This is a genomic window from Sulfuricystis multivorans, assembly GCF_003966565.1.
Classification (GTDB): Bacteria; Pseudomonadota; Gammaproteobacteria; order Burkholderiales; family Rhodocyclaceae; genus Sulfuricystis; species Sulfuricystis multivorans.
Window position 1 is genome coordinate 492,597 of the sequence record NZ_AP018718.1, and the last position, 15,596, is coordinate 508,192.

At 63.0% G+C, this 15,596-nt stretch carries 13 protein-coding genes; 11 read left to right on the forward strand and 2 right to left on the reverse strand.

Annotated features, from left to right (window positions below; genetic code table 11):
• Positions 1–8: 8 nt before the first annotated feature.
• The 8 genes from glmU to icmF all read left to right on the forward strand — a co-directional run bounded on the left by glmU (position 9) and on the right by icmF (position 9,905).
• Positions 9–1,325, forward strand: coding sequence for a bifunctional UDP-N-acetylglucosamine diphosphorylase/glucosamine-1-phosphate N-acetyltransferase GlmU (glmU, locus tag EL335_RS02350; protein ID WP_126444067.1), 1,317 nt, complete (start codon positions 9–11; stop codon positions 1,323–1,325).
• Between the two features lie 4 nt (positions 1,326–1,329).
• A complete protein-coding gene (locus EL335_RS14565) occupies positions 1,330–1,506 on the forward strand; it encodes a DUF4160 domain-containing protein (RefSeq protein WP_431306254.1) in 177 nt (58 codons plus the stop codon).
• Between the two features lie 44 nt (positions 1,507–1,550).
• Positions 1,551–1,871 carry a DUF2442 domain-containing protein gene (locus EL335_RS02360; protein ID WP_126444068.1) on the forward strand — a complete coding sequence of 107 codons (321 nt, stop codon included), beginning with the start codon at positions 1,551–1,553 and terminating at the stop codon, positions 1,869–1,871.
• 4 nt (positions 1,872–1,875) lie between these two features.
• Complete coding sequence (gene glmS / locus EL335_RS02365; RefSeq protein WP_126444069.1) at positions 1,876–3,693, forward strand: glutamine--fructose-6-phosphate transaminase (isomerizing); 1,818 nt, start codon at positions 1,876–1,878, stop codon at positions 3,691–3,693.
• 19 nt (positions 3,694–3,712) lie between these two features.
• Positions 3,713–5,749: an elongation factor G gene (gene fusA / locus EL335_RS02370; RefSeq protein ID WP_126444070.1), complete on the forward strand. Its 2,037-nt coding sequence runs from the start codon at positions 3,713–3,715 to the stop codon at positions 5,747–5,749.
• A gap of 58 nt (positions 5,750–5,807) precedes the next feature.
• On the forward strand, positions 5,808–6,008 hold the full coding sequence (locus tag EL335_RS02375) for a hypothetical protein (RefSeq protein ID WP_126444071.1): 201 nt from the start codon (positions 5,808–5,810) through the stop codon (positions 6,006–6,008).
• Positions 6,009–6,069: 61 nt separating this feature from the next.
• Complete coding sequence (locus EL335_RS02380) at positions 6,070–6,360, forward strand: copper-binding protein (RefSeq protein ID WP_126444072.1); 291 nt, start codon at positions 6,070–6,072, stop codon at positions 6,358–6,360.
• Positions 6,361–6,659: 299 nt separating this feature from the next.
• A complete protein-coding gene (gene icmF / locus EL335_RS02385) occupies positions 6,660–9,905 on the forward strand; it encodes a fused isobutyryl-CoA mutase/GTPase IcmF (protein ID WP_126444073.1) in 3,246 nt (1,081 codons plus the stop codon).
• Between the two features lie 46 nt (positions 9,906–9,951).
• Here icmF and EL335_RS02390 read toward each other — a convergent pair whose 3' ends face one another.
• Positions 9,952–10,992, reverse strand: a complete 1,041-nt coding sequence (locus tag EL335_RS02390) for an isocitrate/isopropylmalate dehydrogenase family protein (RefSeq protein ID WP_126444074.1) — start codon at positions 10,990–10,992, stop codon at positions 9,952–9,954.
• 143 nt (positions 10,993–11,135) lie between these two features.
• Between EL335_RS02390 and leuC the strand changes: the two genes are divergently transcribed.
• The 3 genes from leuC to cfa all read left to right on the forward strand — a co-directional run bounded on the left by leuC (position 11,136) and on the right by cfa (position 14,438).
• Positions 11,136–12,545 carry a 3-isopropylmalate dehydratase large subunit gene (gene leuC, locus EL335_RS02395; RefSeq protein ID WP_126444075.1) on the forward strand — a complete coding sequence of 470 codons (1,410 nt, stop codon included), beginning with the start codon at positions 11,136–11,138 and terminating at the stop codon, positions 12,543–12,545.
• On the forward strand, positions 12,542–13,186 hold the full coding sequence (gene leuD, locus EL335_RS02400) for a 3-isopropylmalate dehydratase small subunit (RefSeq protein WP_126444076.1): 645 nt from the start codon (positions 12,542–12,544) through the stop codon (positions 13,184–13,186). Before leuC ends, leuD begins: the two co-directional genes overlap by 4 nt.
• Before the next feature lie 88 nt (positions 13,187–13,274).
• Entirely contained in the window at positions 13,275–14,438 is a 1,164-nt protein-coding gene (gene cfa, locus EL335_RS02405) for a cyclopropane fatty acyl phospholipid synthase (RefSeq protein WP_126444077.1), read from the forward strand.
• Positions 14,439–14,465: 27 nt separating this feature from the next.
• On the opposite strand, the gene EL335_RS02410 is transcribed toward cfa, so the two are convergent.
• Positions 14,466–15,080, reverse strand: a complete 615-nt coding sequence (locus tag EL335_RS02410) for a methyltransferase domain-containing protein (RefSeq protein ID WP_126444078.1) — start codon at positions 15,078–15,080, stop codon at positions 14,466–14,468.
• Positions 15,081–15,596: the final 516 nt, after the last annotated feature.

Consider the following 15,596-nt stretch of genomic DNA (forward strand, 5'->3'; position numbering starts at 1 on the left):
TGTGCGCGATGCTCGACGTCGTCATCCTCGCAGCCGGCCAGGGCAAGCGTATGCACTCGGCGCTGCCGAAGGTGCTGCACCCCATCGCCGGCAAGCCGATGCTGGCGCATGTCATCGATACGGCGCGGCAACTCGATCCGGCGCAGATTTGCGTGGTCTATGGCCACGGTGGCGAGGCCGTGCGCGCAGCGCTCGATGCCCCCGATCTCATCTGGGCGAAACAGGAACCGCAGCTCGGCACCGGCCATGCGGTGATGCAAGCCTTGCCGGTGCTGAAAGTCGGCGCGGGTAGCACGGCACTGGTGCTCTATGGCGACGTGCCGCTGATCCGCGCCGAAACCCTGCGGCGACTGATCGCCGCCGCCGGCGACGACAAGCTCGCGCTACTGACCGCCCATTTGCTCGACCCTCACGGCTACGGCCGCATCGTGCGTGTCGATGGCAAGGTGGTGCGCATCGTCGAAGAAAAGGATGCCGACGATGCCGAGCGAATGATCGGCGAGATCAATACCGGCATCCTCGTCGCGCCCGCCGCGCATCTGGCACGCTGGCTGCCGCAGCTATCCAACCGCAATGCGCAGGGTGAGTATTATCTGACCGATATCGTCGCTCTCGCCGTCGCCGAGGGCGTCGAGGTCGTGACCGCGCAGCCGGCTGACTGCTGGGAGACCGACGGGGTCAACAGCAAAGCCCAGCTGGCACGATTGGAGCGCATCCACCAGCGCAACATCGCCGCAGCCCTGATGGCGCAGGGCGTCACGCTGGCCGACCCAGACCGCATCGACGTGCGCGGCGAACTCGTTTGCGGGCGCGACGTGTTCATCGACGTCAATTGCGTCTTTGAAGGTCACGTCGAATTGCAAGACGGCGTGCGCATCCTGCCCAATTGTGTGATCCAGGATGCGATCGTCGGCCCAGGGTCGATCGTCGGCCCCTTCGCCCGGCTGAGGCCGGGCACCGTGCTCGCCGAGGATGTGCATATCGGCAATTTCGTCGAGGTCAAGAATTCGACCATCGCCGCCCACTCGAAAGCGAACCATCTCGCCTACATCGGCGATACGACGATGGGCAGCCGCGTCAATGTCGGCGCCGGCACGATTACCTGCAACTACGACGGTGCCAACAAACACCGCACTGTGATCGAGGACGATGTCTTCATCGGCTCGGATACGCAGCTCGTCGCTCCGGTGACCGTCGGCCGCGGCGCTACCCTCGGCGCCGGCACCACGCTGACGCGCGACGCGCCGGCAGATCAGCTCACGCTCTCGCGCGCGAAACAAGTGACGGTTCCTGGCTGGAAGCGGCCGATCAAGAAGAAGAAATAGGCTGATGCCCACGGTCCTGTTGTCTGGCCCCTCTCGGTTCTTCTTCTTTTCGGGCGACAGGGACGAACCCTTGCACATCCACGTAGAACGCGAAAGAATGCTGGCCAAGTTTTGGCTTGTTCCCGTGCGGTTGCATTACAGCACCGGATTCGGGCGAGCGGGCGGAGCTTTTGAGACTTGAGAGCTTGGTTCGCGAACGGCGTGATTTTTTTGTGGAGAGATGGAATGATCATTTCGCCCGCTGAATTTGCGGTGTCGAATGCGCAGCGCGTCACGGTGACCGACGATACGCTGATAGTCGAGCCGGAAGATGGCCGCACGGTGAGCGCACCGCTCGGCTGGTTCCCGCGACTTTGTCATGCAACCGAGGAAGAGCGCGCCAATTGGCGGCTGATCGGTCCTGGCCTTGGTATTCATTGGGAAGATATCGACGAGGACATCAGCATCGAGAGTCTGCTGCTCGGCAAGGGCTCGGGCGAGAGCCAAGCCTCCTTCCAGCGCTGGCTAAAAGCCAGAACCGCGAACAAAGAGCAAACGGGGAACTGAAACCATGTGCGGTATCGTCGCGGCTGTCGCGCAGAACAACATCGTTCCGGTGCTCATCGAAGGGCTGAAGAAGCTCGAATACCGTGGCTACGACTCCGCCGGCCTCGCGCTGCTCGATCCCGGTCTCACTCGGCTGCGGAGCGTCGGGCGCGTCAGTGAGCTTGCCGCGCAAGCCGAAGGGCTGACGGCACGAATCGGCATCGCCCACACCCGCTGGGCGACGCATGGCGTGCCCTGCGAAAAGAATGCCCATCCCCATGTGTCGGGGGGGCTCGCCGTCGTCCATAACGGCATCATCGAGAACTACGCCGAGCTCAAACAGGAACTCGTGGGCAAGGGCTACACCTTCACTTCGGATACCGATACCGAGGTGATCGCTCACCTGATCAGGGCAGCGCTCGATTCATGTTCAGACCTCTTCGAGGCGGTGCAGCGCGCCACGCAGCGCCTTACCGGTGCTTATGCGATCGCGGTGCTGTGTGAGGGGGGCAGCCGCATCGTCGTGGCGCGTCATGGCGCACCGCTGCTGCTTGGGCTTGGCAGGGATGGTCACTATGCGGCCTCGGATGCCGCGGCGCTGTTGCAGGTCACGCGCCGCATGATCTATCTGGAAGACGGCGACGTCGCCGAGCTGCGCCGAGAGGGATATCGGATCGTCGGCGCTGACGGCGCGGCAACCGAACGCGCCGTGCATGAGAGCACGCTGTCCACCGAGGCGGTCGAGCTAGGTGGTTACCGCCACTACATGCAAAAGGAAATCTTCGAGCAACCGCAGGCGTTGGCGGCGACGCTCGAGTTGATCGGTGGCGCGCAGACCTTCTCGGCCAACCTGTTCGGCGCCATTGCAGCGGAAGTCTTCACCGGTGTGAAATCGGTGTTGATCGTCGCCTGTGGCACGAGCTACCACGCTGGCCTCGTGGCGCGCTACTGGATCGAGCAGCTTGCCGGCATTCCCTGCACGGTCGAGGTGGCGAGCGAGTACCGCTATCGTGTCTCGGTGCCGAATCCAGACCAGCTCGTCGTCGCCATTTCGCAGTCGGGCGAGACGGCGGATACGCTCGCTTCGATCAGGTATGCCAAGTCGCTCGGCATGACGAAAACCTTGGCGATCTGCAATGTGCCAGAGTCTGCCATCGTGCGCGAATGCGCATTGCGTTTCCTGACGCGCGCCGGCCCGGAAATCGGCGTGGCCTCGACCAAGGCGTTTACCACGCAGCTCGTCAGCCTGTTCCTGCTCGCCGCGACATTGGCCAAGCTAAACGGCCGGCTGACGGCGGATCAGGAGGCCGCTTACCTCGCTTCGCTGCGCCATCTGCCGGTTGCGGTACAAAAGGTTCTGGCCCTGGAACCCGAGATCGCCGCCTGGGCACAGCGCTTCGCCGGCAAGCGCCATGCGCTGTTCCTCGGTCGGGGGCATCATTATCCGATCGCGCTGGAAGGCGCCTTGAAACTGAAGGAAATCTCCTACATCCATGCCGAGGCCTATCCAGCCGGCGAGCTCAAGCACGGCCCGTTGGCGCTGGTGGATAAGGAAATGCCAGTAGTTAGCGTCGCCCCGAACGATGCGCTGCTGGAAAAACTGAAATCCAACCTCAAGGAAGTCGCGGCGCGCGGCGGCGAGCTGTTTGTCTTCGCCGATGCCGATTCCCAGGTCGAGGAGGAAGCGGGTTTGCACATCCTGCGCCTGCCGGAACATTACGGCCTGCTCTCGCCGGTGTTGCACGTCGTGCCTTTGCAGCTCTTGGCTTATCATGCAGCTCTGGTCAAGGGCACGGATGTCGACAAGCCACGCAATTTGGCAAAGTCGGTGACCGTCGAATAAAAATCAGGGAGAGTCAGTCATGCCAAAGTTTCATACCGAACGTATTCGTGCCGTCGCCCTCGTCGGGCATGGCGGCGCTGGCAAGACCACGCTGGCGGAGGCCTTGCTCGCCCGTGCCGGTGCGATTCCGGCCGCCGGCAGCGTCGAGAAGGGCAACACGGTCTGCGACTACGATGCGCAGGAAAAGGCCGCCGGTCATTCGCTGCAATCCGCCTTGGTCAATTTCGCCTGGGAAGACGTGCATGTACATCTGATCGATACCCCGGGTTATCCCGATTTCGCCGGCCAGGCGTTGGCTGCCTTGGCGGGCGTCGATACGGCGCTCATCGTGATCAACGCGCAGACCGGCATCGAGCTGATGACCGAACGCATGATGAAGGCCGCCCAACAGCGGGGGCTGGCCTGCATGATCGTCGTCAATAAGATCGACGCCGAGAATCTCGATCTTAAGGGTCTGATGACCGACATCCGCGCGCGCTTCGGCACGGCCTGCAAGTTCCTCGATTTGCCCACGCCCGATCATCGCCAGGTCGTCGAGGTGATGGAGCACGACTCAGGGGAAGCCGACATCGATACGGTGGCCCATGCCCACCGGGAACTGATCGACCAGCTCGTCGAAGAGGATGAAAGCCTGATGGAGCGCTACCTCGAGGACGGCCAGGACCCGAGCGCCGGTGAGCTACACGCGCCCTTCGAGAAGGGGCTGCGCGAAGGGCACCTGATTCCCGTGCTGTTTACCTCTGCCAAGACCGGCGCAGGCATCGACGAACTGTTGCACGTGCTGGCGACGCTCGCGCCCAATCCCGCCGAGGCCAACTTGCCGCCGTTCTATAAAGATGGCGAGCCGTTCCAGCGCGAGCCGGATGCCTCGAAACATGTCCTGGCGCACGTCTTCAAGGTGATCGTCGACCCCTACATGGGTAAGGTCGGTGTGTTCCGCGTCCATCAGGGCACGATCAGGAAGGATTCGCAGCTCTTCATCGGCGATGGCAAAAAACCGTTCAAGGTCGGCCATCTGTACCAGTTGCAGGGCAAGGATTACGTCGAGGTCGATGAGCTGCTGCCTGGGGATCTGGGCGCGATCGCCAAAGTCGAGGAGATCCAATTCGACAGCGTGCTGCACGATTCGCACGACGAGGATCATATTCATCTCAAGCCGCTCGAATTCCCGAAACCGATGCAGGGCCTGGCCGTCGAGACGACCAAGAAGGGCGATGAACAGCGGCTGTTCGAAATCCTCCATAAACTCGAGCTCGAAGACCCCTGCTTCAAGGTCGAACGTCATCCAACCACGCATGAGACCGTGATCTTCGGTCTCGGCGAGATGCATCTGAAAACCAAGCTCGAACGCATGGCGACGCAATACAAGCTGGAGCTCGCCACCCGTCCGCCACAGATTCCTTATCGCGAGACGATCACCCGCCCCGCCGAAGGCCACTGCCGCCACAAGAAGCAGTCCGGCGGCGCCGGCCAGTTCGGCGAGGTGTATCTGAAAATCGAGCCGCTTGCGCGTGGTGCCGGCTTCGAATTCGTCGATCAGGTCAAGGGCGGCGTGATCCCCGGCGTGTTCATGCCGGCGGTCGAGAAGGGGGTGCGTCAGGCGCTGGAAGGCGGCGTGGTCGCGGGCTTCCCAGTCGAGGATGTGCGCGTCATCGTCTATGACGGCAAGACCCACCCGGTCGATGGCAAGGAGGTCGCCTTCGTCCAGGCCGGCAAGAAGGCGACCATCGCCGCCGTGCAGGCGGCTGCCCCGGTGATCCTCGAACCGATCGTGAAGATCGAGGTGCATGTCGATGAGGATCAGATGGGCGACATCGCCGGGGATTTGTCGAGCCGCCGTGGCCACGTGACGGGCACCGCGGCACGCGGGGCGGGCCGCATCGCCGTGATGGGCGAGGTGCCGCTCGCCGAGATCGGCGACTATGCCTCGCGCTTGAAGTCGCTGACCGGCGGCCGCGGCAGCTACACGATCGAGTTCTCGCACTACGCGCAGGTGCCGCCTCCGGTGCAGCAGAAATTGGCGGCTTCGTTCCAATTGAAGGAAGACGAGGAGTGAACTAGCATCTCGCTGACAGGCGTCAAATCCGGAGCCAGCTGATGATTCTGATTCCGCTGTGGTTGCCCCGGTCCAGGCAGCCGCGGCGGTGACGATACCGTTATGTCGGCATACGCCGGAGCAGGCGGTCACGGCCGCGGCGCATGGCCATGAGCAGGTTGCGAAGCAGGTCGCACCGGCCAGGGTAGGCGATCTCGATTGTGATGACTGTTTGCTGTGCCATCTCACCTGCACCGGCTTTCTGCTGGCGGCCCAGTAAGGCATGACCTGCTGTCCTGCCAACGCCGGTTTTCGTTCAACGACTTTGTCTCGAGGTTGCCATGAAATCCCTTGTATCCCTGTTGGCTGCCGCCAGCCTGCTTGTTTCCGTCCATGTTTCCGCTGCCGAGGAATTGTCCGAAGGCACCGTCAAGAAGATCGATGTGCCAACCCAGCGCATCATGCTCGCCCACGGCCCGATCGAGAATCTCGGCATGATGCCGATGACCATGATGTTCAAGGTCAAGGAACCGGCGATGCTCAAGACAGTTTCGGTGGGCGACAAGGTGCGGTTCCGGGTCGAGTACATCGACGGCAACTACACGATCACCCGCCTCGAACCGGCGAAGTAGCCATGCGCGTCCTTGCCCTGTAGCTGACGGTATGCCTGGGCGTCGGCGGGACAGCGCTGGCGCAGGAAGAGGCAGCGCTCGGCGACATGGGGGCCGGCAGTCGACGGTCGCCGGCCTACGCGGCGGTGATGGCAGGGGCGGCATGATCTCGGCGACCGTTCTGACGCTGATCGTAATCCCGGCGCTTTACGCACTGGTCGAGAAATGGCGGATGCGAAGGTGACGTTGACGTCAACGTCAACGTAAGCCAGAATCGCCGCGATGCGTTAATCTGAAATTCCTGCCCGGAGGCTTTTGCCATGTCCGATCTTGCCCTCGCCGCGAAGCTTGCCCCCTACCGGCCTGCGCACAAGGTGCGCTTCGTCACCGCCGCCGCGCTGTTCGACGGCCACGATGCCGCGATCAACATCATGCGGCGCATCCTGCAGGCTACCGGCGTCGAGGTGATCCATCTCGGCCACAACCGCTCGGTGCAGGAGGTGGTGAATGCGGCGCTGCAGGAGGACGTGCAGGGCATCGCCGTCACCTCCTACCAAGGCGGGCACCTCGAGTATTTCAAATACATGATCGATCTGCTCAGGGTCGGTGGTGGCGAAGAGATCAAGGTGTTCGGCGGTGGCGGCGGCGTGATCGTGCCGGCCGAGATCGAGGAACTGCATGCCTACGGCGTCACACGCATCTACTCGCCCGAAGACGGCGCGCTGCTGGGCCTGCAGGGGATGATCAACGACGTGGTGGCGAAGAGCGACTTCGCGTTGCCGGCGAACGTCACGCTCGACGAACTGAGAAGCGGCGACCGGCGCAAGCTCGCGCGCGCGATCACGCAACTGGAAAACGATCCGCAGGGCGCGTTTGCCCAAGCCGTGCGGACGGCCAAGGCGCCCGCCGTGCCAGTGCTCGGCATCACCGGCACGGGGGGGGCCGGCAAGTCTTCCTTGACCGATGAATTGATCCGCCGCTTCCGTCTCGATCAGGACGATCGCCTGAAGATCGCGATCATCTCCATCGATCCATCGCGCAAACGCACTGGCGGCGCACTGCTCGGCGACCGCATCCGCATGAATGCGATCGAACACCCGAACATCTTCATGCGCTCGCTGGCGACACGCGATACCGGCAGTGAACTCTCTGCCGCGCTGCCGGAGACGATCGCCGCCTGCAAGCTCTCGGGCTTCGACCTCGTCATCGTCGAAACCTCCGGCATCGGCCAGGGCGATGCGGCGATCGTGCCACATGTCGATTGCTCGCTCTACGTGATGACGCCCGAGTTCGGCGCGGCGAGCCAGCTCGAGAAGATCGACATGCTCGACTTCGCCGACTTCGTGGCAATCAACAAGTTCGACCGCAAAGGGGCGATGGATGCGTTGCGCGACGTGAGGAAGCAATACCAGCGCAACCGCGCTCTGTTCTCCGCCCGCGTCGAGGACATGCCGGTGTTCGGCACTCAGGCCGCGCGCTTCAATGACGATGGCGTCACCGCGCTCTACCAGCATTTGGCCGAGTACCTCTTCGGCAAGGGGCTCAAGCTCCAGCCGGGCAAGCTGCCGAGGGTAGCAACGAAACATTCCTCGCCGGGCCGCGCCATCGTCCCCGCAGCGCGGAGCCGCTATCTTGCCGAGATCGCCGATACCGTGCGCGCCTATCACAAGCATGTGGACGCGCAGGTCGCCATCGCCCGCGAGCGGCAGAGCCTGCGCACGGCGAAAGCCGTCTTCGAGGGCTGCGCCAAGCCCGCGCAGGACTTCGACGAACTGATTGCGTGGAAGGACGGCCAGCTCGACGCGCGCGCAAAGAAGCTGCTCGAGATGTGGCCCGATACCGTCAAGGCCTATGGCGGCGATGAATATGTCGTCAAGATTCGCGACAAGGAAATCCGCACCAAACTCACCCACGAGACGCTCTCCGGCACGAAGATCCGCAAGGTGGTATTGCCGAAATTCGAGGATGAGGGCGAACGGCTGCGCTGGCTGATGAAGGAAAACGTTCCCGGCAGCTTCCCTTACACCGCAGGGGTGTTCGCCTTCAAACGCGAGAACGAAGATCCGACCCGGATGTTCGCCGGCGAAGGTGATGCCTTCCGCACCAACCGGCGTTTCAAGAAACTCTCCGAGGGCATGCCGGCCAAGCGTCTGTCTACCGCCTTCGACTCGGTGACGCTCTACGGTTGCGATCCGGACGAGCGACCCGATATCTACGGCAAGATCGGCAACTCGGGCGTGTCGATCGCCACGCTCGACGACATGAAGGCGCTCTACGACGGCTTCGATCTGGCTGACCCGACGACCTCGGTATCGATGACCATCAACGGGCCGGCGCCGGTGATCCTGGCGATGTTCTTCAACACCGCGATCGACCAGCAGCTCGACAAATTCCGGCTGGAGAACGGCCGCGAGCCGACCGAGGACGAGGCGGAGAAGATCCGCGAGTGGGTGCTCTCCACCGTGCGCGGCACGGTGCAGGCCGACATCCTCAAAGAAGACCAAGGCCAGAACACCTGCATCTTCTCGACCGAGTTCGCACTGAAGATGATGGGCGACATCCAGGAATACTTCGTCCATCACCAGGTGAAGAATTTCTACTCGGTGTCGATCTCCGGCTATCACATCGCCGAGGCCGGCGCAAACCCGATCACCCAGCTCGCGTTCACGCTCGCCAACGGCTTCACCTATGTCGAGTCATATCTCGCCCGTGGCATGCACATCGACGACTTCGCGCCGAACCTCTCCTTCTTCTTCTCGAACGGCATGGATGCCGAATACACGGTGATCGGCCGCGTCGCCCGGCGTATCTGGGCGGTGGCGATGAAGTACAAGTACGGCGCCAACGAACGCAGTCAGAAACTCAAATACCACGTGCAGACCTCGGGGCGCAGCCTGCACGCCCAGGAGATGGCGTTCAATGACATTCGCACCACCTTGCAGGCGCTGATCGCCATCTACGACAACTGCAACAGCCTGCACACCAATGCCTATGACGAGGCAATCACCACGCCGACCGAGGAGAGCGTGCGGCGCGCGATGGCGATCCAGCTGATCATCAATCGCGAGTGGGGCCTGGCGAAAAACGAGAATCCCAATCAGGGCAGCTTCGTGATCGAGGAACTGACCGATCTCGTCGAAGATGCCGTGCTCAAGGAATTCGAGGCGCTCGCCGAGCGCGGCGGCGTGCTCGGCGCGATGGAAACGGGTTACCAACGCAGCAAGATCCAGGAAGAATCGCTCTACTACGAGCAGAAGAAGCACGACGGCTCGCATCCGATCATCGGCGTCAATACCTTCCGCAATCCGCATGGCGATCCGATTCCCGAGAAGCTCGAGCTCGCCCGCTCGACCGAAGAAGAAAAGCGCTCGCAGATCGAGCGCCTGCGCGCCTTCCAGTCACGTCACGCTGCGGAATCGGGACCCATGCTGGCGCGCCTCAAGCAGACCGTGATCGACAACGGCAATGTGTTCGAGGTGTTGATGGACGCCGTGCGCGTCTGCTCGCTGGGGCAGATTTCCAGCGCGCTCTATGAGGTCGGCGGCCAGTATCGGCGCAACATGTAGCGGCGGGCTCCCGCCAGGAAGGCAGGCACCCGTCGGCGCGGTTCTTTTATCTGCTTGCCTTGATGCGCTCGACCACCGCGCTGGCGAACTCGAGCGTCGTGGCACTGCCGCCGAGGTCGCCAGTGCGCACCTTGTCCTCGTTGAGCGTTGCATCGATCGCGCGGCGCAGCCGGTTGCCGAGATCGAAGCGGCCGACATGGTCGAGCATCATCGCCGCGGCAAGCATCAGCGCGATCGGGTTGGCGATGCCCTGGCCGGCGATGTCGGGTGCCGAGCCGTGGACGGCCTCGAAGATCGCTGCATGGTCTCCGATGTTGGCGCCTGGCGCCATGCCCAAGCCGCCGACCAGTCCGGCGATCTCGTCGGAGAGAATGTCGCCAAACAGGTTGGTCGTGACGATCACGTCGAACTGCCACGGATTCATCACCAGCTTCATCGCGCAGGCATCGACGATGCATTCCTCGAATTCGATCTGGCCCTTGTAATCGCTCTCAAAGATTTGGCGCGCGGTTTCGAGGAAGATGCCGGTGAGCGCCTTCATGATGTTGGCCTTGTGCACCACGGTCACCTTCTTGCGCCCTTTGCGGATCGCGTAATCGAAGGCGAATTTCAGGATGTGCCGGCAGCCCTGGCGCGTATTGATGCCGGTGGCCATGCCGACCGCATGGGGATCGCCGTCGATCGGGATGAAGTGCTCGTAGCCCATGTAGAGGCCTTCGTTGTTCTCGCGCACCAGCACCAGGTCGATGTTCTCGTAGCGTCCGCCCGGGATCAACGTCAGGGCGGGGCGGACGTTGGCGTAGAGCTTGAATTCCTCGCGCAGGCGCACGTTCGATGAGCGATAGCCACCGCCGATCGGCGTTTCCAGCGGGCCCTTGAGCGCCAGCTTGGTCTTGCGAATGCTGTTGACGCATTCCGGCGGCAGCGGGTCGCCGACGGCGCTGACACTGGCGGCACCGGCGACCTGGCGGTCCCAGACGAAGGGCGCGCCGAGCGCATCGAGGGCCATCAGGGTGGCGGTGGTGATTTCCGGTCCGATGCCATCGCCGGGGATCAGGGTTGCGGGAATGGGTTTGCTGGTGGTCATGATGTCCTCTTTCTCCATCTCCGATTGTGATTATTTTTTCATTCTAGTCTCAGATGCGCGCAAGGAGTAACGCTCAAGAAAGCCGCCAGCGCTGGTAGACTCTGAAAAACTGGTTTTCGAGAACTAGCAAGGAAACCGACGACATGGCTGGCAAGACGCTTTACGACAAACTCTGGGAGACGCACGTCGTCCGCGAAGAGGACGACGGCACCTGTCTGCTCTACATCGACCGTCACTTGGTGCATGAGGTGACCAGCCCGCAGGCCTTCGAGGGCTTGCGCCTGGCCTCGCGCCGCCCCTGGCGGGCGCAAAGCGTGGTCGCCACCGCCGACCACAACACGCCGACCGAGCACTGGGAGCGCGGCATCGAGGACCCGATCTCGCGGCTACAAGTGGAGACGCTCGATCAGAACATCCATGATTTCGGTGCCTTGGTGTATTACCCGTTCAAGCATCCGAATCAGGGCATCATCCATGTGATCGGCCCGGAAAACGGCATCACGCTGCCGGGCATGACGATCGTCTGTGGCGACAGTCATACCTCGACGCACGGCGCGTTTGGTGCGTTGGCGCACGGTATCGGTACTTCCGAGGTCGAGCACGTGCTCGCCACGCAGACGCTGGTGGCGAAGAAATCCAGACGCATGCTGATCGAGGTGCGCGGCAAAGCCGGCGCTGGCGTCACGGCAAAGGACATCGCGTTGGCGATCATCGGCAAAATCGGCACCGCGGGTGGTACCGGCTTTGCCGTGGAATTCGCCGGCGAGGCGATTCGTGAGCTGTCGATGGAAGGGCGCATGACCGTCTGCAACATGGCGATCGAAGCCGGCGCGCGCGCTGGGCTGGTGGCGCCCGACGAGAAGACCTTCGCCTATCTCGCCGGCCGGCCATTCGCACCGCAAGGCGCGCTATGGGACCAGGCGCTCGCCTACTGGCGCACCCTGAAGAGCGACCCCGACGCGCATTTCGATGCCGTCGTCACGATCGATGCCACGACCATCGAGCCGCAGGTGACCTGGGGCACCTCGCCCGAACAGGTGGTGCCAGTCGGCGGCCGGGTGCCTGACCCCACCGACGAGCCGGATCCCGTCAAGCGCGCCGCGATCGAACGAGCGCTCAACTACATGGGGCTTGCCGCCGGCACGCCGATCCAGTCGATCAAGGTGGACAAGGTGTTCATCGGTAGCTGCACCAATTCGCGCCTCGAGGATCTGCGGGCGGCCGCGCGTGTGGTGCGCGGCAAGAAGAAGGCCGCCAGCGTGAAGCAGGTGCTGGTGGTGCCCGGTTCCGGCAAGGTCAGGCGCCAAGCCGAGGCCGAGGGGCTGGATAAAATCTTCATCGAAGCGGGTTTTGAATGGCGCGAGCCTGGCTGTTCGATGTGCCTGGCGATGAATGCCGACCGGCTCATGCCGGGCGAGCGTTGCGCCTCGACTTCGAACCGCAATTTCGAAGGCCGCCAAGGCGCCGGTGGGCGCACCCATCTGGTCAGCCCGGCAATGGCCGCCGCCGCGGCGATTGCCGGCCACTTCGTCGATATTCGGAGTTTTTCATGAAGCCCTTTACCTCCCTCGATGGCCTCGTCTGCCCACTCGACCGCGCGAACGTCGACACCGACGCGATCATCCCGAAGCAGTTTTTGAAGTCGATCAAGCGTTCCGGCTTCGGGCCGTATCTATTCGACGAATGGCGCTATGAGGACATCGGTCAGCCTGGCATGGATTGCAGCAAGCGCCCGCTCAAAAAAGATTTCGTCCTCAACCAGCCGCGCTACCAGGGCGCGCAGATCCTGCTCACGCGCGACAACTTCGGTTGCGGCTCGAGCCGCGAACACGCCCCATGGGCGATCGCCGATTACGGTTTCCGGGTCATCATCGCGCCTTCGTTCGCCGATATCTTCTTCTCCAACTGCTACAAGAACGGCATCCTGCCGATCGTCGCCGCGCACGAGATCGTCGATCGGCTATTCCGTGAATGTGAGGCGACCCCCGGCTATCGCCTGCACGTCGATTTGGAGACGCAGACCGTGCGCCTGCCCAGCGGCGATACGTTTTCCTTCGAGATCACGCCGCACCGCAAGCACTGCCTGATGAACGGCCTCGACGAAATCGGCCTGACGCTACAGCACGCCGACGAGATCCGCGCCTTCGAGGAAAGACACAAGGCCGCCCAGCCCTGGCTTTTTGCGTCACAGTAAGCCGATTCCCTCGAGGATTGCCCGCGGCGGCGAACTGGGGCATAGTTGACATGCTTGCCCACTTCTTCGTGGTGATGGGGAGGTATGCATGGAAACCTGTTCCGGGCACGATTGGCGCGCGGAAAGCAACCACTCCGCCCCGCCGGCCGTTCTGGCCGAGCTGGCGTCATCCTGCGGCGTGTGCTTCAATGGCGATGCGCCGTGGGACATCCGTGTCCATGATGAGGATGTTTATCGCTTGATCCTGACGCGCGGTCCGCTGGGCTTTGGCGAAGCCTACATGGACGGCCTGTGGGACTGCGCACGGCTCGACGAGCTGTTCCACCGGCTACTCAAACATCGCATCGACGAGCGGCTCGGCGGCTGGAACCGGTTGCGTCTGCTCGGTGAGATGTTGCGGCATCGGCTGTTCAACCTGCAGTCGCCGCGTCGCGCCTTCCAGGTCGGCATCGAGCACTACGATATCGGCAACGACGTCTTCGCCGCGATGCTCGATCCGACGATGAGCTACTCGTGCGCCTATTGGCAGGATGCCGCGGATCTGGCCACTGCCCAGCGTGCCAAGCTCGATCTGGTCTGCCGCAAGCTCGAGCTCAAAGCCGGCGAGCGAGTGCTCGAGATCGGATGCGGCTGGGGCGGTTTCGCGCATTATGCAGCGACCCATTACGGCGTCGAGGTGTTCGGCATCACGGTCTCGAAAGAGCAGCAGCGGCTTGCGGCCGAGCGCTGCGCCGGCTTGCCGGTCAACATCGCATTGCTGGATTACCGGCAGGTGACCGGACAGTTTGACAAGATCGTCTCGATCGGCATGTTCGAGCACGTCGGACCGAAGAATTACCCGGCCTATTTCGAGGTTGCGCGGCGTGCGCTGGCACCCGAAGGGTTGTTTCTCCTCCATACCATCGGCATCGACCACACGACGCCGCATACCGATCCGTGGATCGACAAATACATCTTCCCGAACGGCAAGCTGCCCTCGGCCGCCGAGATCGCGCGCGCGATCGATGGCCGTTTCGTCCTCGAGGATTGGCACAACTTTGGCCCCGATTACGACCGCACCCTGATGGCCTGGTGGGAGAACTTCGACCGCGCCTGGCCAATGCTGGCGCCAAAATACGGCGAACGTTTCCGGCGCATGTGGCGGTATTACCTGATGAGCTGCGCTGGCTTCTTCCGCTCGCGCCAGGGCCAGTTGTGGCAGCTGGTGTTGAGCCGGCCCGAGCGGAGCGGCGATTACCGCTCGATACGCTGAAACTCGGCGGCTTCGGGACGGCACCTCTCACTTGCGGATCAGCACCACCGCCAGTTCCTCGCGTTCGATACGCCGATTCTCGATGCGTGGATAGGGGGGCTTAGGCCATTCCCAGAGCGTCGCCGGAAACAGCGCGCGCATCGCATTGATGTCGCAATGGTAGGGCGGGCCTTCGATGAAGCCCTCGGCCGACGAGGCGCGCGGTGCCTGCAGAAAGAGCGCCAGTAGCTTGCCGCCGGGCTTGAGCCAGGCATGAAGCTGCGCGGCATAGCGCGTCCAGTAGTCCGGATAGAGCGCGCACAGACAGGTCTGCTCGAACACTGCATCCACTGGCGCAGTCGGCTGCCAGTGCAACACGTCGGCATCGACGAGATTGGCGTGAGTGCCATCGCGCTCCAGCAGCCTGCGGCATAGCGCCAGCGCCTGCGGCGCGAAGTCGATGCCAGTGACTTGCAGGCCGACGGCGGCAAGCGCGGCGACTTCCCAGCCTTGCCCGCAACCGGGCACGATGATGGTCTGTCCGGCTGCGAGCATGTCATCGGCGAGCCATTGCAGCAGCTGTGGATTCGCTTCGCCGCGATCCCAAGGGATGTTGCCGGTGACGAAGCGTTCGTTCCAGAATTCGCGTGTCGGTCCATTCATGTTTTTGCTCCGTTGAGGACGTGGGCCTTGATGCGCCCGACGACGTGCATTTCGCAGGCGCGGCAGTCAAAGGTGAGCGTCAGGCGCTCGCTGTCATGGATCAGGGTCATTGGGTCGGCGTGCACCTGCCCTTGTACCCCAGTCACTCCCTTGGCCTGCTACGGGCAAAGGCTGAAGGCATGGCGCAGGCAGTGCTTGGTGATCATCAACGCAACCTCGCCGGTTTCCTCGATGGCTTCGTAAGTGGGCTTGATCGGTTTGTGACGTCATGCTTTTCGTAGAAGCACCGCGCTGCGCCGTGCGAATTCGACCGACGCGGCGATGTCGGCGATCGGGTTGCCAGCCTTCTCGCGCGCAGCGAAAGCCGGCCAGCCGATAAACGGCATCGGCGCCGTGCAGGATCGCCTGGCGACCGAACTCGGCGGTGCGGGCGGCGGGGAGCGGTTCGATGCGGCGGGCGGTCATGAAAGTCGGCTCTGGCGGGACGGCACGGAGGGGGAATGCGGCGGGATGGTG

Coding starts and splice junctions, on each gene's coding strand:
- cfa (WP_126444077.1), top strand. CDS start 13,275: ATGGAAACCTGTTCCGGGCACGATTGGCGCGCGGAAAGCAACCACTCC.
- EL335_RS02360 (WP_126444068.1), top strand. CDS start 1,551: ATGATCATTTCGCCCGCTGAATTTGCGGTGTCGAATGCGCAGCGCGTC.
- fusA (WP_126444070.1), top strand. CDS start 3,713: ATGCCAAAGTTTCATACCGAACGTATTCGTGCCGTCGCCCTCGTCGGG.
- EL335_RS02380 (WP_126444072.1), top strand. CDS start 6,070: ATGAAATCCCTTGTATCCCTGTTGGCTGCCGCCAGCCTGCTTGTTTCC.
- icmF (WP_126444073.1), top strand. CDS start 6,660: ATGTCCGATCTTGCCCTCGCCGCGAAGCTTGCCCCCTACCGGCCTGCG.
- EL335_RS02390 (WP_126444074.1), bottom strand. CDS start 10,992: ATGACCACCAGCAAACCCATTCCCGCAACCCTGATCCCCGGCGATGGC.
- glmS (WP_126444069.1), top strand. CDS start 1,876: ATGTGCGGTATCGTCGCGGCTGTCGCGCAGAACAACATCGTTCCGGTG.
- leuC (WP_126444075.1), top strand. CDS start 11,136: ATGGCTGGCAAGACGCTTTACGACAAACTCTGGGAGACGCACGTCGTC.
- EL335_RS02410 (WP_126444078.1), bottom strand. CDS start 15,080: ATGAATGGACCGACACGCGAATTCTGGAACGAACGCTTCGTCACCGGC.
- leuD (WP_126444076.1), top strand. CDS start 12,542: ATGAAGCCCTTTACCTCCCTCGATGGCCTCGTCTGCCCACTCGACCGC.
- glmU (WP_126444067.1), top strand. CDS start 9: ATGCTCGACGTCGTCATCCTCGCAGCCGGCCAGGGCAAGCGTATGCAC.
- EL335_RS14565 (WP_431306254.1), top strand. CDS start 1,330: ATGCCCACGGTCCTGTTGTCTGGCCCCTCTCGGTTCTTCTTCTTTTCG.